This is a genomic window from Streptosporangium sp. H16, from assembly GCF_051918855.1.
In the GTDB taxonomy this organism is placed as follows: domain Bacteria; phylum Actinomycetota; class Actinomycetes; order Streptosporangiales; family Streptosporangiaceae; genus Streptosporangium.
The window spans coordinates 16885-41284 of record NZ_JBPXMD010000049.1 but is presented as its reverse complement, the minus strand read 5'-3'; the positions used below and the strand labels follow the sequence as shown (position 1 = coordinate 41284).

Sequence of the window (24400 nt, the reverse complement as noted above, 5' to 3'; positions counted from 1 at the left end):
CATCAACCAGCCCGAGGAAGAGGTCGCCTAGCGATCAGATCAGCAGACTCCTGTCGCATTTGACTTGACACCTACCGTACTCCAGCCCGACGAGGTCGTTCTGGCGGATCCGGTCATGCACGAATGCCTGCCTACCGTGATGGAAGGCAAATCCGTCCAGTTCGATGGCGACGCGAAGCCGTGACCCGGCGATGAGGAAGTCCAGCCGATAGCGGTGATCCCCGACGGCCACCGGATGCTGTCCGCTCACGTGCTGGGCGATGCCAGGTGACACGGCGAAGCTCAGCACCCACCTGACGAAGGCGTTCTCCAGAAACGACACGCCGTGGATCAGATCGACCAGTCGCAGGTTCACCGCTTCTCCTTGCCGAATGTGGCCGCCCTCGCCGGACGCAAGCAGGCCCCCGGCGGCCTCTCACACGAAGGCCACGGCTGAGGTGACCTGGTGCGCTCCTACGTGATGTCCAAACCCATAGATCATCAATGATCCGTACGATAGCGGGAAAGTCCGGCCTGAGACTCGGTGCCTGAAGAGCTATCCGGCCGGGACGGGGGCTTGAGGTCATGATGTGAGCCGGAGAGCCTCGACGCCGAGGCGCAGTGCGGCGGCAGGGCGGGGGCATGAACTCGTCGACACCGGCCAGAGGCCATCGCGGTGCTGCTTTGCCCGAGGTGCTGGATGCGGTGGGAGGCCACGGCGACGGGGACCTCTGGGCAAGGGACATCGGCGCGTACTGCCCGCAAGCAGGGCGAGACTTCACGAGATCGCCGCCGCATAATAGGGTCTCCGCGCTTTCGCAGAGATGGACACCGGCTTGTTTCCCAACGAGTACGCGGGCAATGCCGCGACCAGCACATTGGCTGGATACCGGGTCGCTCAGTGGGGCGGAACGCACTACTGACGCAATGGTAGTTCCCGCCAGAGTACGGCTGGTTCAACGCCCGTCGCCGGATTTACCGTGAGGCTTATGGGCGAGGCCGGGAAAGGATTGATGGTGTTCGCGGCACTGCTGTGCGACTCTGCGTTGCGTGGCAGCGCGCTGAGCGGTCGGCCGGAGACATCAGCCTGACGGTGGGCCGCCTGGCCGTCCCTGGCCGGAAGCGAATCGGTGCTGCGACCGCCGACCTCGGGATCCGGACAGGTTGTTAGGGGTATTTCGGTCTTCAATTGTTGCGTATATCGAACCCGAATGTACCGTTTGCCGGGATTGGCCAAGCGGACCGCTATATCAAGAAGTACTGTTGACATAAACAAACCCTGTTGATAGTTATGAGGTCATGTTGAGAGAACTGGATATTCGCCTTCTCGAGGGCGAAGAACTGTCCAATCAAGAACGGGCCCGCCGCCTTGTTCCCAAACTCCGGGCGCTGGCCGATGAGAACCGAGTGGTCCTGGCGCTGCTTCTCGCCGAGCGTCCACGCAACGTCAAGGAACTGCAGGAGGCCACCGGCCTAAGCCAGACGCTTATCAGCCACCACCTGCGGCCGCTGCGCGAACAGGGACTTGTGAAGGTCATGCCCCAGGGGCGTTCCAACGTCTACGCCCTGTGCTGTGAGGAATTCGGAATGCCGGTTCGCTGGCTCGCCTCTCTGGCGGCCCTGACCCCTGAAGGTGCCCAGGCATGCTGCCTGAGTGAGGAGGATGACGATGTCTGACAAGTGGGCAGAGACGCTCCAGCTTTTCGGCACGATCACTGTCGAACTCGTCGCCCTGTTCTTATCCGTCGCCTTCATCGTCGCCCTGCTCCAGCGGCGCCTGGGCGATGAGAGGCTCCAGCGGTGGATGGCCGGCGGAAGGTTCACGGCGCCGATGAAGGGGATCTTGCTGGGGTCGTTGACCCCGTTCTGCTCCTGCTCCACCCTGCCCATGCTCATGGGGATGCTGAAGATCGGTGTGCCCTTCACCGGGGCGGCGGCCTTCCTCATCTCCTCCCCGCTCCTGGACCCGATCATCTTGGGGATCATCTGGATCCTCTTCGGATGGCAGATCATGATCGGATACGGCATCATCACATTCATCGTGATCATGGCCATCTCCCTGCTGTGGGGGAAGATGGGACTGGAGAAGTACGTCAAGCGCGTCACCGTCAGCGCCGAGGACCACGACACCTCGCCCTGGCGGGGAATGCGCTCGGAGGCGGGCCCGGCCTGGAAGCAGGCGACGTCGTTCTTCAAGCCGCTGGTCATCCCGCTGCTGGTCGGTGTGAGCATCGGGGCCTTCATCTACGGTGCCGTTCCTCGGTCCTTCCTGATCGACATCGCCGGCCCCGGCAACATCTTCGCCGTCCCGCTCGCAGCCCTGGTCGGCATCCCGCTGTATGTCCGCACCGAGTCCATTCTTCCCATCGGCCTGGCCCTGAGCTCGGCGGGCATGGCTTTGGGACCGGTGTTCGCTCTGGTCATCGGAGGTGCCGGCGCGAGCCTGCCGGAACTGTCCATGCTGTCGGCGATCTTCAAGCCCCGACTGGTGGCCGCGTTCGTGGTGTCGGTCCTCGCCGTCGCCATCGCCGGAGGACTGATCATCCCCCTCTTCTGAACCCGTGCGCCGATCGAGTTTCGGCGCATGTCCTCCCCGGCCTCTTCGGTAGTGTCTCCGAAGAGGCCGGTGGCAGTCTCACGGTCGGCCTCACCGTCGACGCGGATGGTCCCGGACCACGCTGGGCGAAGCGTTCACCGCCCAGGCACGCCGCCGCCGTACACACCGGCTTGCACGCAACAAGCGCCGTCGTTCCTCCTGCGACACGGCGCGCGGCCGCCGAAAACCGCTCAGCGGCGTGGGAACGATTGAATTGATTCGTACCCCTTCATCTGGCCTGGTCAAAGACCGGGGCGGGACCTGCACGAGGGTGGACGTTCACCTACCCGGCAGCAGTCGTAAGGTTCCTGTCTGCTTTGGCGGTTTTCGTTCCCCGATAGGTGAGGCGGCCACCTCGGAATCCGTTCACAACGGTCAAGCCAGCTGCGAAGGAGAACGACGTGTCTGCGGGTGGCATCGTGCCCCTCATCGGGGAGGATTTCGAAACCACCCTGGCGGCGGTGTCTCCGGACGTACTGCGCACAATGATCCGCGAGTTCGCGCAGCGGCTGATGGACACCGAGGTGGAAAGCATGTGCGGGGCAGGGTACGGGGAGGTGAACCCGCGGCGGGCCAACTCGCGTAACGGATACCGGCGGCGGGAGTGGAGTACCCGTGCGGGCACGATCGAGCTGGCCATCCCCAGGTTGCGGTTCGGCTCCTACTATCCTCAATGGCTGCTGGAGCGCGAGCCACGAGCCGAGCGCGTCTTGGCCAGCGTGGTTGCCACCTCGTACCTGTTAGGAGTCTCCACGCAACGGGTGGAGCGGCTGATCGAGTCGCTGGGAGTGACCGCCCTGTCGAAGGCGCAACTGCCGTCGATGGTGCAGGAGCTGGATGAGATCGTCGAGGGCTCACGTAACCGGCCGCTGGAGAGCCTGTACACCTTCGTATGGGTCGATGCGCTGCCCCAGAAGATCTACGAGGACGACCGTATGGTCAACGTGCACGTTTTGATCGCCGCCGGTGTCAACGCCGACGGTCATAGGGAGATCCTCGGTGTCGACATCGCCTCCAGTGAGGCCGATGTGGGCTGGCTGACCTTTTTGCGTGGCCTGACCGCACGGGGCCTGACCGGGGTGAGGCTGGTCGTCTCCAACCGTCACGCTGGATTGCGCGACGCGCTCGCCTCAACGCTGCCCGGTGTCCTGGCAGTGCTGCCGGACGCTCTACGCCGCCCCGGAGACCCCGCCGACCCCGGATGATTCGGGCGCCGGCACGTGTCTTACGCGAGGTCAAGGCGGCAGACGATCACGAAAGATGGCCCGCCGGTGAAGCCACCGACCGCTTTCTGTGGCGTTGCCGCAGGCCAGTACGGGCAGGAGCGGTCAACGCCTCGGGAGGATGCGAATCCCCTCCAACCGCCACGGCGTCGAGTGCGGTCCGGTCGGCTGTGTGAGCCGTCCGCCCGAAAAGTACAGTGTCGGCCCTACCGCCGTGACGCCCTGGTCGACCTCATTCCCGCCCTGCGGGCGCCGCCCCTGCACGCTCCCGATACCTGGTTCACCGCACTGCCGCTTCTGTGCGCCCAGGCGAAAGTAGCCGTCGTCTTCAAGCCGGGCATGCCCGAAACCTAGGGGACAGGCACAGAGCAGGGAGAAACCTCACGCAGGTCGTCTGCTTGGCGCCGGGACACGGCGCCGATTGCGGCGTGTTCTCGGGTGAGGGCGGCGGAGAAGACAGTATTGAGATGATGTCCGCGAGTCAGTCGCTGAACTTGCGAGCCGCCTCCGATCGCCGAGGGTATATCGGCTGGTCCCCGGGCATGCAGCCACGTTTCCGTTGCGACCTGCACAAGCAATGTCGCCTGCCTCCATGGCAATGGGTCGTGCAGCGCACCGGGCGATACAGTTTTTCTCTGTCCGATATTTCCCCGCTTACTGTCCAAAACAGCCGACTGGTGTCGACGGCCTCGTGTCGAGAGCCGAGAGGATGAAGGGTGATGCCGCCTTTGCTCGCCCTCAGATACGGCGAAGCCAAAACCTGCGAAACGGTCATTTATGGCAGGTTCAGGAGCATGGCCGCTTTGGCCCATCAATCCAACGATCGTGATTGACACCTGTAATTCCTGTTGATAGTAATGAGATGTGTTCAAAGTTGGGATGCCGATCGGTCTCAGCCGGCGTGGTCTCCATCGACGAGACAGCGGGGCGGCTCGGTTCTCGATTCCAATGGCTCTACCGCGCGGTCCTGGCGCTGACCGGACAGCACGAGCCAAATTCCACTAATGAAGTGGCTCTACATCACAGATGGGAGAAGAAAGCATGGCTGCGAATTTCCTTGGCAAGCTCTTCGGCGGTGAAAAGAAGGCGGAACTGGACAGCTGCTGCGGTGCCGTCAGCGTGACCGAAGAGGTCGAAACGACGGAACCGGCGAACGAGGTGCAGCCGGTGAAGGCGGAATCGTCCGAGCCCGCCGTGGTGTGCTTCGAGCAGCGGACGTAGGGGCGCGCTTTCGCGAGAGGCTTTCGAGATCTCGCGTGGCGACGTCGCGGCCTCAGGGCTGGGGCGGCATCGGGTAGCCGCAGGTGGCATCCGTACGCTTCGGCAGGTGAGTTCACCGAAACGGTCAGCGATCGGCGATGACCTGCCATCGCATGTACCCCACCCAGGTGACGTCGCACATCGCGCCGGTGCGTGCCTCGCCGGTCATGAGCGCGAAGATGGTCCTCCCGGCCGCTTGTGCGCCCGTGATCGGCGAGGATCGCCGTGATACCCCCGACGCGGGCGGCCTCGCCACCCGACGGGAGACCGGCCGGCAGGGACACCGTGGTCCCGGCGCGGCCATGGCGCCATGAAGGTGACGGCGATGTGGTCGGCCATGTCCTGCCGGCCACAAGCGAGACATCGACGTTTTTCGGCCGGTAGTCAGGGAAAGCCGACGCCGCACTTTCTGTGATCGGCAGTACCTGGCAAGGTGCGTGCTTCCTGTCTTGATCCTTTCTTCCGCTGTGCTCCCCTTTCGCGGTTCGTCCGGCCCTCGGTGAACTCAACCGATCGCGGAGTCGGCGCCGAAGGTTCGATCCGAAGGATGGCCAAGCCGTCTTCATCTGACTTTCCTTCCTGTCGGCGCGCGCGCCGCGGCCCGCGCGGATTCGCCGGCGTCAGCCCGGCATCACGACCACGCCGTGATGCCGGGCCCTCAAACACCTCCTATAAGGCCGGCGGCGTTTTTCACCCAGCCCCTTCCGGATGAGGCCGACCACCACCCCCGGCGCAGGCGCTCACCGCCGTCCCGCCGATGCCGACGGTATCCGGGTCCGAGTATCGACACCCCATGATCCGGCTGGCGGGATGTGAGACAGAGCACGTGACGCCCGGACGCGGAGCCGGCCGCACCACCAAAGACCATTCCCAGGTCCCTCGGCCGCCATGACATCGCCGGTCTCCCCCGCACAAAGGAGGCCCGGCCGCCGTTCCTGTTCCGCTCCTTCCGGCAGGGACGGCTAATGCAGGTAGTGGGAGAAGAGCGCTAATTCCTGGAGGAGCGACACGCGCACAACAATGCGGTAGCCGAGCCCCCGCGCGAGGATGGTCGGCTTCGCACTGCATCAAGAGACGCACCGGATATCTGGTTGATCCTTTTCAGGTGCCGCTGATTTTTGCGATGGGGTTGAAACCGGCGTATATGGCGAGCTGGCTGTCCAGTCGGAATTCCAGCAACCTTCAATTTTCGGTTGCGGATTCGACAGAGCTGGCCGTTACCGCGGCCGACAGTCCGGAACCGGTGAGTAAACCGCAGCCGACCAGGTGAAACGATGCCTCACTGTTCCGTCGATCAGGGTGGGATGGTGTGTTATCTCACCTACCAGCCGTGTGGATTCGGATATTAGAACCATGTGTCCAATTGGATATCACTCTGGGTGACAGTATTTGTCGGACTTCAAAAAAAGCTGACTGGGAACACCCTTTTGAGGCGGCCATCCAGACTTCGGCTGTCGTGAATTCGGAGCCAGAATTTTTTCGTTACGACATGACATTGCCTGAACGAGTGTTGATCCTGCACAATATAAATATGGTATTTACCAACTCTTTCATGGTCCCGCTTGGGACGCCCGCCCCGGATTTCACCCTTCCCTCGATCGATGGCCGCAAAGTGTCGATCGGCGACTTCGCCGACGCCTCCGCTCTGCTTGTGGTCTTTCTGTCCAACCGTTGCCCCTACGTGCTGTACGTGGAGAAGGAGATCGCCGCGGTCGCCGCGCATTACCACGAGCGGGGGGTGGCCACGGTGGGCATCTGCTCCAGCGACACGGCCGCCCACCCCGAGGACACGCCGGAGCATCTGAGTGAGCAGGCGCGCCGGGCCGGATTCACCTTCCCCTACCTGATTGACGAGCCGCAGGAGGTCGCCAAGGCCTTCCGGGCCGCCTGTACCCCCGACTTCTTCCTCTACGACGCCGAGCGGCGCCTGGTCTACCGCGGCCAGCTCGACGCCGGACGACCGGGTAACGACCTGCCCAACGACGGTGCCGCCCTGCGCGCGGCCATCGACCATGTGCTCGCCGGACAGCCCGTACCGGAACCGCACAGGCCCAGCGCCGGCTGCAACATCAAGTGGCGGCCCGGTAACGAGCCCGCCTAGCCTGGCGGTCTCCCGCGGATCCGTCACAGTACTGCCGGTCCCGGCGGTCTCCTGGCCGGGGACCCCGGGGCCCGAAGCCGCCAGGTGTTCCCGTGACCGGCGCCCAGCCGGTAGCCATCGTGAAGGCTCCACGCGAAGGCCCCGGCAAAGGCTCACCGGCGGCCGGGCCATCTAGCGGCCGGCCGCCGGTGCGGCGTCTTGGTGTCCCTGTGCGCCTGGCCTTCGCCGTCCATCACCGCGGCGCAGGTGCCCGTCCGCGAATCCAGCCCTCAGCGGCCGGCGTGCGTCGACTCGCTTCGCTGTGTCGACATGCTGCCCTGCTTTGTACGGTTCAGGTGATGTGACCTGGTGCACTGCGGAGAAATTCCTTGCGGCTCATCTGAGGATCCGCCGGACGAGCATTGCCAGGAGTTCCAGCACAAAGACCACCGCGAACGTCATCAAGACGATCAGTGTGATCACCTCGTACTCCCGGGTGTGGGAGGCCTGCAGCAGATAGAAACCGACGCCTCCACCGCCGACGAGCCCCAGCAGCGTGGCGGCACGGATGTTGACGTCCAACTGGTAGAGGGTCGCCCCGATGATCGCGGGCGCCGCCTGAGGGAGGACAGCCGTGAAGTAGATCTGGATGCGGGAGGCACCGAGGGCTCGCATCGCCTCGATCGGATGCGGGTCGATCTCCTCCAGGGAGTCGGCCACGAGTTTGCCCAGCAGGCCGATAGATCCAACAGCCAGCGCCAGCGCACCCGCGACCGGGCCCAGGCCGATGACCACGACGAAGAGGATCGCAAGCACCAGCTCGGGCACGCCTCTTACCAGCAGGACGAATCCGCGGAAGAAAACGTGCAGGCTACGGTGGCCTGAGATGTTACGGGCCGCCAACGATCCGACCGGTATCGCGAACATCGCGCCGATCAACGCGGAGGCGAAACCGATCTGGACCGTCACGAGCAGTGCCTGCAGCAGCTCGTTCATGATTCCCGCTGAACCCGGCGGCCAGAACATGGCCAGGGTGGAGAGGAATCCCGCCAGACCGCCCGCGAGTCTGCTGTCCAGCACCCCGCTGCCGGTAAAGGACCACGCTACGATCGCCACGGCGAGTACGGCGTACAGCAGCCGGCGCGCCCGCGCGAACGTCCACGCGGGCGAAACGGGCCTGAGGCTTACGCAGACGGGTGCGGCGGCCACGGGGCGCGGGCCGACCGGCCGCGCCTGCCGCGACGTCGCGGCCGACAAGCCCGTACGCGCCGTCAGACGGCGCCGCAGGAATCCGATCATCGTATGGCGATCGCTTTGTTCCAACGCCAGGGAGTCGCGAAGCAGCGCTCTGCGGATGGAGGTGGACAGCAGCTCGGTGAGCAGGCACAGCAGCAGCAAGATGAGGGCCCAGCTGATGCCCAGGCCGAATTTTAGTGAACCGAACGCCTTGTACATCTCAAAGCCGATCCCGGTCACACCGACGTATCCCAAGATGACCGAGTGGCGCAGGTTGATGTCGAAGCGGTGCAGGCCGACCGCGATGAGGGCCGGCAGTACCTGGGGCAATACCCCGGTGACGAGTTGCTGCCTGCGGGTGGCGCCGACGCTGCGCAGGGCGTCTCGGGGCTTGTCGGAGGTCTGCTCGATCGCGTCCGCATAGAGTTTGCCGACCATGCCGACCGAGTGCAGGCCCATCGCGAGAATTCCGGACAAGGCTCCCAGGCCGAACAGCCGCACGAAGATGATGGCCAGCACGATGTCGGGAATCGCGCGCGCTGCGACGATCACGCTGCGCGAGCCGACCCGGAACGGGGCGCCGCGGGTGGTGTTGGCCGCCGCCCAGACGGCCAGCGGCAGGCTGATCACGATGGACAGCAGGGTGGCCAGCAAGGTGATGGCGAGGGTGAGACCGCTCTGCCGCAGCGCCTCGTCGAGGCTCGGCACCTCTGGTGGCCAGATCCGCTGGATGAAGGCGACGGCGTTGGAGTAGCCGAGCGCCAGGGTGGAGAGGTTGATCTCCAGCTCCAGCACCGACCAGGTTCCGATCGCAAGGAAAACGGATACGAAACCGGTAGCGGCGGCACTCTTATGGCGCCGGGGACGCCTGCGGCCCTCGGCGCGCACCGGTACCGGTTTTGTATCCGTGACCTCCGGGGAAACGATTCCCCTGGCACGCTCAGCCGTTGCGACGCTCTCGGTGTCACCGGCTTGATGCTGCGTTACCATAGATCCCCATCACAGTGTCGGTGTTCAGGGCGCCTGCCGGTGTGTCCAACACGATCCCTCCGCGCTGAAGACCGACGATCCTGTCGGCCCAGGAGAGCGCCAAATCCATCTGGTGCAAACTGCTGACCAGCGTCACCCCCTTGTCGCGAACGATGTCGTGCAGCAGTCGCATCACCGTCTGGGCGCTGTCGGGGTCCAGGGAGGCCACGGGTTCGTCGGCGAGCAGTACCGCCGGGCGCTGCATCAGCACCCGTGCGATGGCCACCCGCTGCTGCTGGCCGCCGGAGAGGGTGCCGGCGTGCTGAAACGCCTGATCGGCGAGCCCGACCCGGTCCAGGTGCTCCAAAGCCTCCCGGCGCAGCCGCGAGGAGTAGGAGAACAGTCCGAGCCGGGGGCCGCTGAGGCGCCCCAGTGCGCCGCTGCACACGTTTTCCAAAACGCTGAGCTGTCCGACAAGGTTGAACTGCTGGAAAATGAACCCGATGCGGCATCGAAGGCGCCGTGTCATCCTCTCACTGGCGGTTCGGACATCCACCCCGAGCACGCGGACCGCCCCCCTGGTGGGCCTGTGCAGGCCGCAGACGTGGCGGAGCAGGGTGGACTTGCCTGCCCCCGAACTGCCCAGCAGTGCCAGGAACTGGCCTTCCGGCACATTGAGGCTGACGTTGTCAAGCGCCATGATGTCATTTCCGAAGTTCTTCGTGACTCCCTCCAGGGAAATCACGGGCTCCTGTGTCTGCCGGCTGTCCATCTACACCTCAACCCACTGTTGTCGCGAACCTGAATAAAAACGAACGTCATGGTGACCGATTTCTACTGGTCGTTTTTTCCCTTGCAGGCCTCCGCCCCAGTGATCTTGCATATCTTGCGAATGGGGTCATAGAAATCGTCGTCTACTTTGGTGAATCCCCAGTAGCCCGCGATGTTGTCGACACCGAGACTGTCTGCGTTTCCGCGCTCCAGTATCGCCGTGGTGATGGAGGTGCGGAGTTTGGCGTCGAGCCGGTTGGAGATGGCCAGGGGGGAGTTCACCACGGGTGGTGATTTCCACAGGATGGTGAAGTCCTTGATGTTGATGTCCTCCTGGTGGGGGAGCACTTCGTTGAAAAGAAGGTCCCTGATGCCCGCGGCGGCGCAGTCACCGTCGCGGACGGCCAGGAGGGAGGCATCGTGCCCTCCGGAGAACGTTTCCTTGTAGTCCCCCTTGTGCAGGCCGGCCTCGATGAGGGCGGCGAGCGGGTACAGGCGCCCCGAGGTGGAGTTGGGGTCGACGAAGCAGATGTTCTTCCCGCGCAGGCCTTGCAGGTCTTTGATTCCGCTGTCGGCGCGGACGACCATATAACCCTGGTAGCTGGCCGAGCCGTTTTTCTTGTAAATTTCCGCCGCGATCGGTGAGATGTCAACGCCGGAGTCCTTGGCCAGAACGTAGCTAAGCGGCCCGTACATCGCAATATGTACGGTGCCCGCACGCTGCCCCTCGATCAGGGTGGCGTAATTGTTCATCACCTCGAGTTTGACTTCTTTCCCGGACGCCTCGGAGACCAATTTGACCAGCGGCGCGTACTCGGCTTTCAAGGTGGAGGCGTTCTCGTTCGGAATCAGTCCCATGACGATCGTCTCGGGATTGGTGACGCTGTTCGTCCCGGAACCGCAGGCGGCGCTGACCAGAACAGTGAGCGCACAGATAATTCCCAGTGATTTCTTCTTCGGCAGTGATCGAGGCATAAAGGTCACCCTTCGTTCGGCGCAGAGGTGCTCGGTGTAGCGCCCACCGCGGCCGTGAAGCGGGCACGCATGGACTCCGGCGGATGGGCGTTGGTCGCGCGCGGTGGTATCGGGCCGCTTCGCGGACGCGTGGGGATGACGCACATGTGCGGTCCAGGGGAGGCCAGGGCCGTGGCGACCCCCTCACCTACCTCGGCAAGCGTGTGATACCGACGGCAGCTTCGGTACCCCGACGCCAAGGCGACGCCCTCCAGCCGGGTGGTGGCCGATGTCGTCGGCTGGCCACCCGTAGACTCGTGGACACCGTTGTCCAACACGATGTGAACCAGGTTGGGCGGGCTTTGGAAGCCGATGGTCGACAGCGCGCCCAGGTGCATGAGCGCGGCCCCGTCGCCGTCCAGAACGACCACCTTGCGCTCCGGCCGGGCCAGGGCGACCCCCAGCGCGACCGAGGAGGCGTGTCCCATGGAGCCCTGCATATAGAAGTTGGCCGGCCGATCCTCCACCCCGAAAAGTTCACGGCCCGTGTAGCCGGTGGTGGCGATGATGGGAGTGTCGCCGACGAGTTTGGCGATCACCTGCACCACCTCGGTGCTGTCGAGCCGGTGAGTTGGGCCGTTCGGCTGCCGGCAGACGGGTTCGGCGGCGGTGGCCTTCGCGACGGCGCCCTTCTCGACGAGGACGAAAGGGGCCTGGCCCGTCTGGAACGCCCGCAGGGCGGCGTCCAGGATCTCTTGGAAACGCTTTGGGTCGTCGCCGGATCGCAGCGTCCAGTTCGGCAGGTCGAGGAGTTCCAGGTAGGGCCGGGTGGTCGGCCCCATGACGGCGTGCTGAGGCTCGTCTTGGGTGGGATCCGGCCAGCCGCGCAGACTCACGAAGCTGAGCAAAGGGATCCGGTAGGTCATGACGAGCGAGGTCAGGGGGTTGATGAGGTTGCCCAGCCCGGAGTTTTGCAACATGACGTAGGAACGGCCGCCGGCCAGTGCCACCCCCGCCGCCACGGCGAGTGCTCCTCCCTCGTTGGCGGCGGGGACGTACCGGCCTGGCCTCTGGCTCAAAAGCGCGATCGGTCCGCCGAAGAACGAGCAGGGAACGCCGCTGGCGACGCTGAACCCGCGCTGCTCCAAGGCGTCGCAGAAGAGTTCGGCGGAGATCATCGTTGTACTCCGTGCCGGGAATCGGATGTAGGGGGAGCCGAGGGATGGGCGAAGTGCATGGCCAGGGCGGGAGCCGACATGGTCGCCGGGATGGGCAGGCCGAGCAGACGCAGCACCGTGGGGCCGACGGAGGGGATCGCCGCGGCGCCGGGGGGAACGGAGGCCAGTCGCTCCCCGCCTGCCGGCACCAGCGCGCAGGGCACCGGATTGCACGTGTGCCCTCCGTAGGCCACGGGCGAGACGTCGGGGGCGGGTGTGGTGAGCATCTGCTCGGCGTTTCCATGGTCGCCGACGAGCAGCACCCAGCGTCCGGCGGCGCGGGCCGCGGCACAGATCCGCGCCGCGGCGCGGTCAACGGCCGCCGCCGCCTCACGGGTCGCGGCGTAGTCGCCGGTGTGTCCCAACACGTCCATGTTGGCCAGGTTCGCCACGACCAGGCCGACGTCGGGGCGAGTCATGGCGTCGATGACGCTGCGGCCGACCTCCTTGAGGTTCATCTGCGGATGTTCACGCAGGGGACGGTCGCCGGCCGCGGGAACGAGCAGGTGCTCCTCTGTCGGCCGCCGGCGCGCGTCTCGGCCGTTGAGGAAGAAGGTGACGTGCTCGAATTTCTCACGCTCGGCGATCCGGACCGATCGCACGCCTGCATCCTCCAAGGCGTCCGCCATTCCTCCGGAGGCATCCGCCCGCAGGACCAGCGCCGGGATGTCGGCTTTGGTGTCGTACTGGCCGACGCTGAGCAACCGCACCCCGGTGCGACCACTGCGGGCCAGAAAGGCGGCGACCATGTCGGCCAAAGGGGCGGTGCGGTCACTACGGAAGTTCATGAACACGATGGCGTCGCCGTCGCGGACGCGAGTCGGCGACCCAACGGCGGAGACGACGGCGGTCGGGGGGATGGCACCGTCGCCTTCCGGGGCCAGGACCGCGCTCTCGGCGTCGGGGGCGATGCGGTCCGCCTCACCGTCGAGGAGCAGACGGCAGGCCTTGGCGGTCAGATGATCTCTTCCGCTCTTGTCCATCGCGTAGTCGCGGCCGATCACGCTGGCGACGGAACCGACCCCGGCCTCCTTGAGCATGGCCGTCAGACGAGACATGTACATTGCGGCCGTATGGTCGGGCACGTCGCGTCCGTCGGTGATCGCGTGGATCCTCACCCGCTCCAGCCCGGCGTTTCGTGCCGCCCGCAGCACCTGGGGAAGGTGAGCGATGTCGGAGTGAATCCGCCCATCGGAGGTGAGCCCGACCAGATGAAGTTTTTTGTCGGTTCGAGCCAGCTGCCGGCAGACCTCATCGAGCAGGGGGTGGGAGGCAAGCGCACCGGATCGCACCTGACGCTCCACGAGCAGGCTGTCGTACTCCACCGGCCGGCCGGCTCCCATGATGAGGTGACCGGTCTCGGAGTTGCCCACGACCCCGTCGGGCAGGCCGGCCGCGCGGCCGGAGGCCGCCAGCAGCAGATTGCGCGGATCGCAGGTCAGCTCGTCGAGGAAGGGGGAATCGGCGGCGGCGAGCGCGTTGCCGGGGCCGGGGGGTGCCTGTCCCCATCCGTCGAGGATCAGCAGGATCCCGGGAGAGAGCCTCACCGTCGCTCTCCCCGCAGGCCCTCGAGCCGCTCCCAGAAGTTCGGGAAGGACTTGGTGACGCATGCCGGGTCGCGGATGACGACCTCCGGGGTGCGCAGTCCGGCGATGGCGAACGTCATGGCGATCCGGTGATCGTCGTAGGTGTCGATCACCGCGCCCTTCGGCTCCGAGCCGCCGTGGATCGTCATGGTGTCCTCGGTGGTCTCCACCGTGACCCCCATCCTGCCCAGCTCGGTGCTGACGGCCTCGATCCGGTCGCACTCCTTGAAACGCAGGTTGCCGATCCCCGTGATGTGGGTGCGTCCGCTGGCGTAGGCCGCGACGGCGGCGAGGGTGGGAACGACATCGGGCATGTTCGTCATGTCGATGTCGATCCCGCGCAGTGTCCCACCTTCCAGCGTGATGCCGTCGCCGTCGACGCTGGAGGTGCATCCCATGTCGACGAACACCTGGACGAGTCCCACGTCTCCTTGGAGGGAGTCCAGGCCGATCCCGGGGATGGTGACCTTGCCGCCGAGGATCGCGGCCGCGGCCAGGAAGTACGACATTCCCGAGGCGTCGGGCTCCACGGTGATCTCTCCGCCGCGGTAGCTCTGGCCGCCTTGGACAGAGAAGGCCGAGTAGCCCTCGCGCCGTATCTCGATTCCCCTCTGCCGCATGGCGGTGACCGTCATGTCGACGTAGGGCTTGGAGACGAGGTCGCCGACGACGTCGAGATCGATCCCCTGTTCGGTGACAGGGGCACTGATGAGCAGGCTGCTGGCGAACTGGCTGCTCACCGTCCCGTCGATGCGGGTGGGCCCGCCCCGCAGCATCGGTCCCTGGATCTCGATCGGAGGTGAGCCGTTCGCGGCCAGGGCGCGCGCGTTCACCCCGAGCACGCCCAGCGCGTCGAGGAGGTGCCCCATCGGCCTTTCCCGCATGCGGGTGCTGCCCGTCAATACCGTTCGCCCCTGGGCGAGGGCGGCCATGGTGATGAGGAAACGGATGGGGGTTCCGGCGTTTCCCATGTCGATCTCGCCCTCGGGAGCACTCATGGGACGGCCGTTGGGGGTCACCGTGATGCTCTTGGAGACACCGTCGACGTCCACCTCGACGTGCCCGAACCGTCGCAGGGCGTCGGCCAGGAGGAGCGTGTCCTGCGAGTGGAGGGCGTTGTGCAGGACCGTCTGGTCGCGACACAGACCGGCGATCGCCAGAAAGCGGTTGGTGTAGCTCTTGGAACCGACGACGCCGACGGTCGCGTCCAGTTCCTTCAACGGGGTGATCGCGACTTCGGGAAGGTCAAGGGTCGAGGGCTGGGGGGTGCTTTCCACAAGTGGCCGTCCTGTTCATCATCGGTTGCGGTGGTATTCGGGAAAACCATGGCGCCGTGCTCGTGTCACGACTGTCTGTGGACCTTGTGCTGTGCGGCCTGCGCGCGGGGACGCAGCACAAGGAAGTCGACGTTGACATGGGAGGGTCGGGTGACGGCCCAGGCGATGGCGTCGGCGACGTCCTCGGCGACCAGCGGGCCGGCGATGCCCGCGTAGACCTCCGCGGCTTTGCCGGCGTCCCCCCGGTAGCGGTTCAGGGAGAACTCCTCCGTGTGAACCATGCCGGGGGCGATCTCGATGACGCGGACCGGTTCGCCGCACAGTTCCAGGCGCAAGGTCGCGGCGAGAACATGCTCACCGTGCTTGGCGGCGCTGTAGCCGCCGCCACCCTCGTAAACGGTGAACGCGGCCGTGGAGGACACGACCACGACCGTTCCGTCACCGCTGGCGGTGAGCTTGGGCAAAAGCGCCTGCGTCATGTGCAGCGCCCCCAGCACGTTCGTCTCGTACATGGCCCGCCAGTCACCGGCGGCGGCGTGCGCGACCGATTCGGTGCCGATGGCCCCTCCGGCGTTGTTGATCAGAACGTCACAGCGATCCAGCTCGTCGGCGACGGCACTTACGGCGGCCTGGTCGGTAACGTCCAAAAGACGTATCTCGGCCGTGTCGCCGTGCGAGGCGATCTGTTTGGCGACGCTCTCCAGCCGCTCCAGGCGCCGGCCGGTGAGCACGACCCGATACCCTTCGGCGGCCATGCGGCGGGCGGTGGCCGCCCCTATACCGCTGCCGGCGCCGGTGATCAGAGCAGTGCGCTGTCCGTCGGCGGACTCCGCGCTCATGAGTGGACGCTGGTGTGCTCGCGGGCGGCGGAGTGCGATCGATGAGGCGCTCCGGCCGATCCCGAATCGCTCGCCTGCGCCAGCCAGACATGGGCGCCGGGACGCAGGCGAAAGCGGGGGGGCTCACCTGGGGCGCCGACGGTCTCCACATGGCCGCTGACGAACACCAGGTGCGCTCGTCCCGCGACGACCTCGGGGAAAAGGGGGTGGGCCACGAACTCCTGCACCGTTTCGGTGGGGTTGTGGACGCCGACGACCGGGCTCGGGCTGTCTGGTGCGCTACGCCGCACCCCGCGAAGCCCGGGGCCGATGTCAACCGCGGATTCGGTCGCGGTTGCCGACAGTGCGGCCGTGAAGCGCCCAGGACCGTCATGGCAGGACGCGAAGTAGGCGACCGACAAAGGGTCGTACGGCGTGGTCGAAGAGAAGTGGGGGGAGATTTCCATACGTTGGGCCATCTTCCTTAGTGGCTCGCCGTCGTCTGCCATCGCAGGAAGGCCCGAGACACCCGGCCTCTCCTGCCGCGATACGAAGACCACAAGCACCGGTTCGGTGCCTGTGTTCTGGGGTTTCGCGTACCTCATGATCGAATGGTGTTCGCGCGTCTTCGGGTGGCAACACCCTCTTCGGCCATGGCTGCGGGGAAAGGACCACGCGGCCGAGAAGAGTCCTTGCCGTGGCGGCCACCGGGACGCGCTGTTCCCCGTGAACCTCTCACCGGGCGTCGTCGCGTCTGCGAGGGCTGCGGCACGTACCGGCGAAATCCCCAGAGGCCGGCGCCGGTTATGAGGTCTTTCCCGCAGGTGACCTGGGCCGTTTGAAGGGGGGAAACCCGCCGATCCCAGCCGCTCTACGACCGGGACACCGCTGGACCTGCTGGACCTGTGGTCGTGGGGTGCCGACCGCCGATTTCTCCCCGGTTGCTTCGCGGCCGGTGCCGCCGGGCCTCAGTGCTCCGGTCGTGCGGCGCGCCGCACAGCCCGCAGGCTCATGGAGGCCGCGCCGTCACTATCCGGTCCCGGTCTCACCAGGCGGGGTGACCGGCGGCAATGGCGGGTGGGGACTCGCCGCGATGAACGACCGGGGCGCCACACGACCCCGAACCGCCGCGCGATGGGCGCCAACGCCGCTGATCACGGAATGTCGGCGAACCGCACGCTGGGAAGCGGCCGTGAACGCAGCAAAATCCGGTAGGACATCACCGGCGAGATGACGCGTGGGGGGTGAGTTCCCCGGCGCCTCGGGAGAGGTCCCGAGGCGCCGGGGAGCCGGCTGATCAACTTCTGATCGATCAGAAGTTGATGGAGATGACCTTGCCCGGTCCCGAGCCCTTGGTCGTGGTCAGGGTGTGCGGGACGCCGGGGGCGATGTAGAAGCTGCTTCCCTGGGGGAGGGTGACCTCCTTCGGGTTCTCCTTGTCGCCCCACTTCAGGTGAATGTCACCCTCCATGCAGTAGATCACCTCGTGAGCGTCGTGCCCGACGTTGAAGGCGGCCTTCTCCGGGTCGTCGACGTTCACCTCCAGCAGGAGCGGAACCAGCTTCGGCACGGTCCGGGTACGCACCAGGCAGTTGTAGGTGTAGTACTCGGTGTCGCCCCGGTGCCCCTCGATGACGGGGTTGTCACCCGGAAGCTGGTAGCGGACCCCGCCGTCGAGGTCGCTGACGAACTCCGGGGTGAGCTCGGGCAGCGAGGTGCCGAGCACGCTCGCGATGGAGGTCAGTCTGTCGAGGGTGAGGACGCCGCTGTTCTCCTCAAGGGCGGTGACCTCGTCGGGGGTCACTCCCAGGGCCCCCGCGAAGGCGTCGCGGTCCATCTTGATGTGCTCCCTGCGAGCCCTGATCTTCTGGCCGTAGGTCTCTTCCAGGGCGGGTGCGATGGTCATGTGAATCTCCTTGACGCAGTTTCGATGAGACGGTCATCGGTCTTTTGTGCTGGTAAATCTGTACGGAGGCAGCATTCACCCGAATGCAAGGTTCTCCGATTCCCGCTTGCCCCCTTTCCTTTGCCGGGTCAGCTTTGGTGCGCCTCCGGTTCCGGAAGCGCGATTCGGGTGCAGTGAACGTCTTTCGGCCACTGGCTGTACGGAGAGAGAAGGTATCGGCGCTCCGCGTCATGCGCGGACCCCTGAAGAATGAAGCATTCTGCGCCCGAAGATGCGCAGCTGATAAGGGCATCCAGCTTCGTCTTGAAGCCGCCGGTGGTGTCCCACTCGCTCTTCGCCCAAAGCGCGTTGTAGGCCTCGTCCGGCTGGCCGGGGTCGACGTATCTGAGGGTTTCCTTGCCGTTGGGTCCATCCAGGAGAATTCCCGGCACGTCGGTGAAGCTCACCACCCGCAAGGGGACTTTCAGGGCGCGCATCAAGAACTCCGGGACGCGATCGCTGGACAGGCCGTACAAAGCGCCGTCGCTTCCCAGGACGCTGTCGCCGGACAGGACGGGAAGCGCGCCGCTCGCCAGGACGTCTCGGACGGTGTCGGCCCTGACGGAGAACGTGCCGTCCCCGTTCAGCGCCGACATCGCCCCGAGCTGCAGGGGCAGTGCCCGGACCCCTTCGCCTACCAGGGCCTCGGTCCAGGCCCATCTGACGTCCGCGAGCGCCTTGGTCAGGGGAAGGCAGCCGAACGGATCGGACCCGTTGATGTCGCGCAGCGCGCCGTGCCCGACGGCTCCGCCTCCGGAGATGAAGACGACGCGTCCCCGGTTGCTCTTGAACAGGTTGGCGATCACGTGCGCGTATTCGGCGATGGCCGCCCTGTCCAAGCTGCCCTCGATGCTCTTGTCGGAGAAGAGGCTTCCTCCGACTTTGATGGCGAGGATTTGCTCTTGCCCTTTCCTGTCGGGAGTTTCGGGTGCGTGCCGTCTGTTTTCTTCCATGACAACGGGGCTACTGCTCAACGTTATCGTCCTCTGCGCTCCGGAAAGATTAATCGGAAGCTGACCGAATGGTCAGGCGAGCGGCCGTGAGGAGGTGGCCATCTCGGCTTTACTGTTGATCTTACTCTTTTCTCTCTCGTACGTTAGCGGCTCCAAATGGCGGCGTCTAGAGGTTGCGAGTAGGAAATTTACTCTTATCTATATGCGTGGTGTACGGCCATTCTGGTCACCTTATAATATCTATTATTGACAACAGTAATGGCTATTGCAACCTAGGGTGATGGAGATAATTCGCTCTGTAATCAGAGAGGTGGTGGTGCCATCCGGGCTTTGCACAGGTGAGCGAGGGGTTTTATCGGCATCGCGCGAGCGCGTAAGGAGCTGTAGGCGGGTGAGTTATTCCAGAAGCTCGTGGGGTTGTTGTTGCTGGTGATGGGATCGGCGGCGACGAAGACACCGCCGCCGGGGCCGCCGCGGTTACCGGCTTCGGAGTTTCGGTCCTCCTGTGCATCGGCCGCCGGCTTCCCGGCACGAAGATCGCGGGCGTCGGCGGGAGGCGTCTTCCCCTTGAATCGGCGGAGGGGCCAGGCCGCCAGCCATCACATCCTGCGAACGTGGTGTATGAGCCGATCTCCGCATTCCCCTGATGCCACCCGTCAAGCAATAAATGGCTGCAGAAACAGGCCGTGTTCAGCGTGTGGCTCGCAATTCACTGGCCTGTTCGGCTTGAACGTGACGAGCCGGACCGCAGCCACGGGGCGCCGATGGCGCCGGTGCGCCGGGCTTCCCCGAGGAGCACCAGGCGGACCGTCGCGCTGTCCATCATGCGCCCCAGCCGGTCCCGAGACCTGAGCGGTGGCGTGATCGTCTGGTCCGGCGGCATCGGGTTCGCCGTCAGGGCCGGCGTCGGCACCTCGAGTTCTCCACGCCCGGGACGGGAGATCGCCCTTGTGGTCACGATGGACTGCGATGGAGTCTGGCCGGGGCTTTCGAAAGGGCGTCACCTGAACCGTGAACCGGGTGAACAGAACGGCAAGAACGGCAAGAAGGGGTGCCCGATCCCGCGACGTGGCCGAACAGCCAGGTGCGTGCCCTGCCGGTGACTTCGGTGTATCTGCCGCCCGGCAAGTCGATAAACCGCATTGAAGATAAATAGACCTGTGCCAATATGAGTGAGAGTCCGCTTCGGTTGACTTCTCCAGGGAGGGATCGATGGAGCCGTTGGAACTGCTGGATTGCAGTCCGCCGCTGACCCGCGAGCCGCTCGACGTCGCGCAGGCCGCCGCCGTGGCGCGGGTGTTCAAGGCGCTGAGTGATCCGGTGCGGCTGCGCATCCTGTCGATCGTGGCCAGCTACGCCGGTGGCGAGGCATGCGTGTGCGACATCACCGACGCCTTCAACGTCTCCCAGCCCACCATCAGCCATCATCTGAAGGTCCTCAAAGAGGTCGGCCTGCTGGCCTCCGAGCGGCGCGGCTCCTGGGTGTATTACCGGCTGGTCCCCGAGACCCTGGCCGAGTTGTCTGTTCTGATCACCGTCCCCGTCCCGGCCTGACCGGCCGCGAGGGAAGATTCCTTCCTCTGGTCCCGAATGGTTCCGGCGCGTTCGTCCCGGTAGCCCCGTCCGGTCTCGGCTTCGCGGTGGCGACCACCACCCGCCGACCGGCGTACGGCACGCCACCTACACCAGGTGTCAGCGGGGCCATGACTCTGCCCGTTACCATGGCCACAGCCGTCGCACCTCTGGTGGTGATGGTGGAGATCGTCGGCTTTACTGCGGTGATGTGCATTGTGGCCGCTTCCTGCGTTCTCGGCGCGTTCGCCCCAATCGCCTACCGTCGCGTAAAATTTAGGTAGCCATCGAATTAGGGGACCGACGTCATGACCGCCTCCACCGTCCGGTGCTGTGCACCGATCATGCGTGAGCCGCTGAGCAGGAGCGAGGCTGCTGATCTGGCCGTGTTGCTCAAGGCGGTCGCCGACCCGGTCCGGTTGCGGTTGCTGTCGATGATCGGTTCCCATCCCGGTGGTGAGGCGTGTGTGTGCGACCTGACCGATACCTTCGATCTGACCGCTCCGACGATCTCCCATCACCTCAAGGTGTTGCGGGTGGCCGGTCTGATCGACAGCCAGCGGCGTGGCACCTGGGTCTACTACTGGGTGGTGCCGGAGGTGGTGGCCCGGCTGGGTGAGCTGTTCGCCTCACCCGCCGCGGACATCGAGTGATTCCCGGGACGTGACGGCTGGGCGAGATCAAGGGGGGTTGCCCTCCCGATATCCATCGACTATCGTCGATTTTTGATGAATCGGGAATCGGGGCCGTTGGAGCGCGAGGCTGCGGAGGAGTATGCGGGCTGGTTCAGGGCGCTGGCCGACGGCACGCGCATCCAGATCGTGTCGTTGCTGGCCCGGCGGCGCGAGCCGATGAGCGTCGGGGAGATCGTCGCCGCCGTCGGGATCGGCCAGTCGACGGTGTCGCACCACTTGAAGATCCTGTCGGAGGTACGGTTCGTCCTGGTGGAGCGGCAGGGCACCTCCAGCCTGTACCGGATCAACGAAGAGTGCGTGAGCTGCTTTCCCACCGCCGCCGACGTGGTGATGGGCAACCCTGCCCCTATGGCCCCCGCTCCCGACCGAGGAACACGCCATGGCACATGAGGAAGTCGTCAAGCGCTACTCGGGCCTGGCTCGCGCGGCGGTGGCCGGTGAGATCATCGCCGACTGCGGCTCGGATGCGTTCGAGCGGGGCCGTTTCGGCGCGGCCGGCTACAGCGACACCGCGGGGCTGCCTGAGGGCGCGTTGCGCGCCAGTCTCGGCTGCGGCAACCCGGTCGCCGTCGCCGAGCTACGCGCGGGCGAGACCGCGCTCGATCTGGGCTCCGGAGGCGGCATCGACGTTCTGCTGTCGGCGCGCCGCGTCGGACCGTACGGAAAGGTCTACGGCCTGGATGCCAGCGCCGACATGGTCGCCCTCGCCCGGCACAACGCCGCGGAGGTGGGCGCGGCCAACGTCGAGTTCCTGTGCGGCGCGATCGAGGCGATCCCGCTGGCGGATTACACGGTCGACGTCGTCATCTCCAACTGCGTGATCAACCTCTCCAGCGACAAGGCCGCTGTGCTGGCCGAGACCTTCCGGGTGTTGCGGCCCGGCGGGCGCCTGGGCATCAGCGACGTCGTCACCGACAGCCTCACCGGCGAAGCCACTGATGAAGCCACCCAGGCGCAGCGACGCGCGTCCACCGAGCAGCGGGTGGGCTGCGTCGCCGGATCCCTCACCATCGTTGAATACCGGGCTCTGCTGGCCGCGGCCGGGTTCGTGGCCACCTCGATCACCCTGACAGCCGATCACGGCGACGGCGTGCATTCGGCCATCGTCCAGGCGGTCAAACCCGCGATCTCGCCGGGACTGGAGATCCGGCCGATGCGCGAGGCCGACGCCGAGCAGGTGCTGGCCATCTACCAGACGGGCCTGGAAAGCGGCCAGGCCAGTTTCGAGACGACGGCCCCCAGTTGGGAGGGCTTCACCGCGGGCAGGCTCGCGCGCCTGCGCTACGTCGCCGTCGACACCGACACCGGCCAGGTCGTTGGCTGGGTGGCCGCCTCACCGGTGTCCGCGCGCCCGGTCTACGCCGGAGTCGTCGAGCACAGCCTCTACGTCCACCCCGATTGCCAGGCCCACGGCATCGGCCGCGCCCTGCTGAGCGCGTTCATCGCCGGATCCGAGGACGCCGGGATCTGGACGATCCAGGCCGGGATCTTCCCGGAGAACACCGCCAGCCTCTCCCTGCACCAGGCACTCGGCTTTCGCCTGGTCGGCACCCGCGAGCGCGTCGGACGCCACCACGGCACCTGGCGTGACGTGATCATGATGGAACGGCGCAGCGCGGTCGCCGGACTCTGATCACTGCTTCGCCGGGTAACCATTGCCGCAGGAGTCTCGGTGGTGATGCCGCTGCCGGTCGCAGCCAAGCGCCGCACCGGCCGCGCACTTGGCCCGGGTACGGATCTCGTCACGGATCGGGCGGACCAGACCGTGGTCGGCACCAGGTACCGGCGTAGGTGACCGGAAGGCCACTGAGACGGGGGCGCCCCGCTGATTATCGAAAAGTACGGCTGAGAACCACCAGGCCTACCATCCGGAGGCGACGCCGATCCGCACGCGATCGACCGGTGACCGGTCCACCGGCCATCTGCTCGGCGCGTAACTGTTCGGCCACCTCGGCGCCCGAGGTGGCCGAACGCGTTGACGCCTTGGCCGCGGGCATCCACCACAAGCATCACCGTCGCGCAGATCACCGACCTCGACCTCGCCCACACCCCGCCGCCGGGCAGCCCCTGGGATGCCCTTCAGCAGGCCGCTCGCCAGCGGATCACCCAGGAGGGAGATATCCACGCCCCTGGCCGTCGACGTGACCTCAGCGGCCGACGGTGAGAGGGCGCTCGCACGATGTCAGCCGTCGGAAACCTCGCTCACCTGCTTCATGACCTCGGCGACGGTGTCTCGGGCGGTACGGCCGGCTCCGATCAAGGTGGCGGAGGCGGGTCCGGTCCAGTCGCCGTAGCCCAGCAGATGCAGGCGGGGTTCGCCGAGGGCGCGGGTGCCCGTCGTGGGGATCACGCCTTCGGGGCCACGTAGGCGCAGCGGAGCCAGATGGCCCAGGGCGGGCCGAAAGCCGGTACACCAGACGATGACATCGCAGGCCAGCTCGGCGCCATCGCTCCAGGCGACGCCGTGCGGGGTGATCCGGCTGAACATCGGCTCGGCCTTGAGCGCGCCCCGGTCGCGGGCTTGGCGAACCGCGGGCACGGCGACGATGTCACCCAGATCACTGATTCCGGTCGCGCTTTCACCGGCCAGCGCGGCGTGATGACGGCGGGTGGCCAGATCGAACAGCGCTTTGCCGTCCACCTCGTCGGGCAGCAGCCGGGGGGTTCGCCGGGTGACCCAGGTGGTGGCCCGCGCGACGGTGGAGATCTCGGCGAGGATCTGCGCGGCCGAGTTGCCGCCACCGACGATCACCGCGTTCTTGCCGCAGAAGGCCTCGGGGCCGCGGTAGTCGGCGGTGTGGAGCTGGCGGCCGGTGAAGTCGCCGATGCCGGGGTAGTAGGGCACGTAGGGGCGCCACCAGGTTCCGGTCGCACTGATCACGATGCGGGCGCGCCATATTCCCGCGTCGGTCTCGACCCGCAGGCAGGCGTCGCCGCGCCGCACGTTGTGCACGGTCACCGGCCGGATCACCGGCAGGTCGTAGCGTCGTTCGTAGTCGGTCAGGTAGGCGACGGCATCGGCCGCGTCGGGATAGTCGCCGCTGCGCGAGGGCGGCATCATCCGGCCGGGCAGTGAGCTGTAGCGGGCGGGAGAGAACAGGCGAAGGGAGGGCCATGCGTGTCGCCAGGCGCCGCCGGATTGGGATTGGGCATCCAGGATGACGAAGTCGGCCTGAGCGCGGCGGAGGTGGTAGCCGGCCGCGAGCCCGGCCTGCCCTGCGCCGATGACCAGGACGTCGACGAGTCGCGGTGCGCCGATCACCGCACCC

General features: G+C 66.0%; 20 protein-coding genes and 1 pseudogene. 9 read left to right on the top strand and 12 right to left on the bottom strand.

The genetic code is table 11. The annotated features are described in order from the left end of the window. Positions 1-34: 34 nt before the first annotated feature. Positions 35-355 carry a hypothetical protein gene (locus ACTOQ2_RS40395; protein ID WP_440106780.1) on the bottom strand — a complete coding sequence of 107 codons (321 nt, stop codon included), beginning with the start codon at positions 353-355 and terminating at the stop codon, positions 35-37. A gap of 923 nt (positions 356-1278) precedes the next feature. Here ACTOQ2_RS40395 and ACTOQ2_RS40390 point away from each other — a divergent pair. From ACTOQ2_RS40390 to ACTOQ2_RS40370, 5 genes and pseudogenes are all read left to right on the top strand, one after another. Next, positions 1279-1656: an ArsR/SmtB family transcription factor gene (locus ACTOQ2_RS40390; protein WP_440106778.1), complete on the top strand. Its 378-nt coding sequence runs from the start codon at positions 1279-1281 to the stop codon at positions 1654-1656. After that, positions 1649-2536 carry a permease gene (locus ACTOQ2_RS40385; protein WP_440106776.1) on the top strand — a complete coding sequence of 296 codons (888 nt, stop codon included), beginning with the start codon at positions 1649-1651 and terminating at the stop codon, positions 2534-2536. The genes ACTOQ2_RS40390 and ACTOQ2_RS40385 overlap by 8 nt, the downstream gene beginning before the upstream one ends. A gap of 455 nt (positions 2537-2991) precedes the next feature. Further along, a pseudogene (locus ACTOQ2_RS40380) lies at positions 2992-3748 on the top strand (IS256 family transposase); the annotation flags it as partial. Positions 3749-4839: 1091 nt separating this feature from the next. Next, positions 4840-5019, top strand: coding sequence for a hypothetical protein (locus ACTOQ2_RS40375; protein WP_440106774.1), 180 nt, complete (start codon positions 4840-4842; stop codon positions 5017-5019). Positions 5020-6610: 1591 nt separating this feature from the next. After that, a complete protein-coding gene (locus ACTOQ2_RS40370) occupies positions 6611-7159 on the top strand; it encodes a thioredoxin family protein (RefSeq protein WP_440106772.1) in 549 nt (182 codons plus the stop codon). Positions 7160-7534: 375 nt separating this feature from the next. Here ACTOQ2_RS40370 and phnE read toward each other — a convergent pair whose 3' ends face one another. The 10 genes from phnE to ACTOQ2_RS40320 form a co-directional block, all read right to left on the bottom strand. Further along, positions 7535-9364 (bottom strand): phosphonate ABC transporter, permease protein PhnE, encoded by a 1830-nt coding sequence (gene phnE, locus ACTOQ2_RS40365; RefSeq protein WP_440106770.1) that lies wholly within the window; start codon positions 9362-9364, stop codon positions 7535-7537. Next, positions 9339-10115, bottom strand: coding sequence for a phosphonate ABC transporter ATP-binding protein (phnC, locus tag ACTOQ2_RS40360; RefSeq protein ID WP_440106768.1), 777 nt, complete (start codon positions 10113-10115; stop codon positions 9339-9341). Before phnC ends, phnE begins: the two co-directional genes overlap by 26 nt. 62 nt (positions 10116-10177) lie before the next feature. Continuing rightward, the gene (locus ACTOQ2_RS40355; protein ID WP_440106766.1) at positions 10178-11089 is read right to left on the bottom strand and encodes a phosphate/phosphite/phosphonate ABC transporter substrate-binding protein; all 912 of its coding nucleotides are present in this window, start codon (positions 11087-11089) and stop codon (positions 10178-10180) included. A 5-nt stretch (positions 11090-11094) separates the two neighbouring features. Next, complete coding sequence (gene aepY / locus ACTOQ2_RS40350; protein WP_440106764.1) at positions 11095-12246, bottom strand: phosphonopyruvate decarboxylase; 1152 nt, start codon at positions 12244-12246, stop codon at positions 11095-11097. Further along, positions 12243-13832, bottom strand: a complete 1590-nt coding sequence (gene gpmI / locus ACTOQ2_RS40345; RefSeq protein WP_440106762.1) for a 2,3-bisphosphoglycerate-independent phosphoglycerate mutase — start codon at positions 13830-13832, stop codon at positions 12243-12245. Before gpmI ends, aepY begins: the two co-directional genes overlap by 4 nt. Then, positions 13829-15148 carry a 3-phosphoshikimate 1-carboxyvinyltransferase gene (aroA, locus tag ACTOQ2_RS40340; RefSeq protein WP_440106760.1) on the bottom strand — a complete coding sequence of 440 codons (1320 nt, stop codon included), beginning with the start codon at positions 15146-15148 and terminating at the stop codon, positions 13829-13831. The genes gpmI and aroA overlap by 4 nt, the downstream gene beginning before the upstream one ends. A gap of 65 nt (positions 15149-15213) precedes the next feature. Next, positions 15214-15987, bottom strand: coding sequence for an SDR family oxidoreductase (locus ACTOQ2_RS40335; protein ID WP_440106758.1), 774 nt, complete (start codon positions 15985-15987; stop codon positions 15214-15216). Further along, complete coding sequence (locus ACTOQ2_RS40330; protein ID WP_440106756.1) at positions 15984-16571, bottom strand: hypothetical protein; 588 nt, start codon at positions 16569-16571, stop codon at positions 15984-15986. The genes ACTOQ2_RS40335 and ACTOQ2_RS40330 overlap by 4 nt, the downstream gene beginning before the upstream one ends. A gap of 707 nt (positions 16572-17278) precedes the next feature. Then, complete coding sequence (locus ACTOQ2_RS40325; protein WP_440106754.1) at positions 17279-17872, bottom strand: cupin domain-containing protein; 594 nt, start codon at positions 17870-17872, stop codon at positions 17279-17281. 128 nt (positions 17873-18000) lie between these two features. Beyond that, complete coding sequence (locus ACTOQ2_RS40320) at positions 18001-18864, bottom strand: amino acid kinase family protein (protein WP_440106752.1); 864 nt, start codon at positions 18862-18864, stop codon at positions 18001-18003. Between the two features lie 1212 nt (positions 18865-20076). Between ACTOQ2_RS40320 and ACTOQ2_RS40315 the strand changes: the two genes are divergently transcribed. The 4 genes from ACTOQ2_RS40315 to ACTOQ2_RS40300 all read left to right on the top strand — a co-directional run bounded on the left by ACTOQ2_RS40315 (position 20077) and on the right by ACTOQ2_RS40300 (position 22764). Further along, entirely contained in the window at positions 20077-20418 is a 342-nt protein-coding gene (locus ACTOQ2_RS40315; RefSeq protein WP_440106750.1) for an ArsR/SmtB family transcription factor, read from the top strand. Between the two features lie 362 nt (positions 20419-20780). Then, the gene (locus ACTOQ2_RS40310; protein WP_440106748.1) at positions 20781-21089 is read left to right on the top strand and encodes an ArsR/SmtB family transcription factor; all 309 of its coding nucleotides are present in this window, start codon (positions 20781-20783) and stop codon (positions 21087-21089) included. 75 nt (positions 21090-21164) lie between these two features. After that, positions 21165-21521, top strand: a complete 357-nt coding sequence (locus tag ACTOQ2_RS40305; protein ID WP_440106746.1) for an ArsR/SmtB family transcription factor — start codon at positions 21165-21167, stop codon at positions 21519-21521. Beyond that, positions 21511-22764 (top strand): GNAT family N-acetyltransferase, encoded by a 1254-nt coding sequence (locus ACTOQ2_RS40300; protein ID WP_440106744.1) that lies wholly within the window; start codon positions 21511-21513, stop codon positions 22762-22764. The genes ACTOQ2_RS40305 and ACTOQ2_RS40300 overlap by 11 nt, the downstream gene beginning before the upstream one ends. 549 nt (positions 22765-23313) lie before the next feature. Here ACTOQ2_RS40300 and ACTOQ2_RS40295 read toward each other — a convergent pair. Beyond that, positions 23314-24393 carry an ArsO family NAD(P)H-dependent flavin-containing monooxygenase gene (locus ACTOQ2_RS40295; protein WP_440106742.1) on the bottom strand — a complete coding sequence of 360 codons (1080 nt, stop codon included), beginning with the start codon at positions 24391-24393 and terminating at the stop codon, positions 23314-23316. Positions 24394-24400: the final 7 nt, after the last annotated feature.

Coding starts and splice junctions, on each gene's coding strand:
- ACTOQ2_RS40370 (WP_440106772.1), top strand. CDS start 6,611: ATGGTCCCGCTTGGGACGCCCGCCCCGGATTTCACCCTTCCCTCGATC.
- phnE (WP_440106770.1), bottom strand. CDS start 9,364: ATGGTAACGCAGCATCAAGCCGGTGACACCGAGAGCGTCGCAACGGCT.
- ACTOQ2_RS40355 (WP_440106766.1), bottom strand. CDS start 11,089: ATGCCTCGATCACTGCCGAAGAAGAAATCACTGGGAATTATCTGTGCG.
- phnC (WP_440106768.1), bottom strand. CDS start 10,115: ATGGACAGCCGGCAGACACAGGAGCCCGTGATTTCCCTGGAGGGAGTC.
- ACTOQ2_RS40320 (WP_440106752.1), bottom strand. CDS start 18,864: ATGGAAGAAAACAGACGGCACGCACCCGAAACTCCCGACAGGAAAGGG.
- ACTOQ2_RS40300 (WP_440106744.1), top strand. CDS start 21,511: ATGGCACATGAGGAAGTCGTCAAGCGCTACTCGGGCCTGGCTCGCGCG.
- ACTOQ2_RS40315 (WP_440106750.1), top strand. CDS start 20,077: ATGGAGCCGTTGGAACTGCTGGATTGCAGTCCGCCGCTGACCCGCGAG.
- aepY (WP_440106764.1), bottom strand. CDS start 12,246: ATGATCTCCGCCGAACTCTTCTGCGACGCCTTGGAGCAGCGCGGGTTC.
- ACTOQ2_RS40310 (WP_440106748.1), top strand. CDS start 20,781: ATGCGTGAGCCGCTGAGCAGGAGCGAGGCTGCTGATCTGGCCGTGTTG.
- ACTOQ2_RS40375 (WP_440106774.1), top strand. CDS start 4,840: ATGGCTGCGAATTTCCTTGGCAAGCTCTTCGGCGGTGAAAAGAAGGCG.
- ACTOQ2_RS40330 (WP_440106756.1), bottom strand. CDS start 16,571: ATGAGGTACGCGAAACCCCAGAACACAGGCACCGAACCGGTGCTTGTG.
- ACTOQ2_RS40390 (WP_440106778.1), top strand. CDS start 1,279: ATGTTGAGAGAACTGGATATTCGCCTTCTCGAGGGCGAAGAACTGTCC.
- ACTOQ2_RS40385 (WP_440106776.1), top strand. CDS start 1,649: ATGTCTGACAAGTGGGCAGAGACGCTCCAGCTTTTCGGCACGATCACT.
- ACTOQ2_RS40305 (WP_440106746.1), top strand. CDS start 21,165: ATGAATCGGGAATCGGGGCCGTTGGAGCGCGAGGCTGCGGAGGAGTAT.
- ACTOQ2_RS40335 (WP_440106758.1), bottom strand. CDS start 15,987: ATGAGCGCGGAGTCCGCCGACGGACAGCGCACTGCTCTGATCACCGGC.
- ACTOQ2_RS40325 (WP_440106754.1), bottom strand. CDS start 17,872: ATGACCATCGCACCCGCCCTGGAAGAGACCTACGGCCAGAAGATCAGG.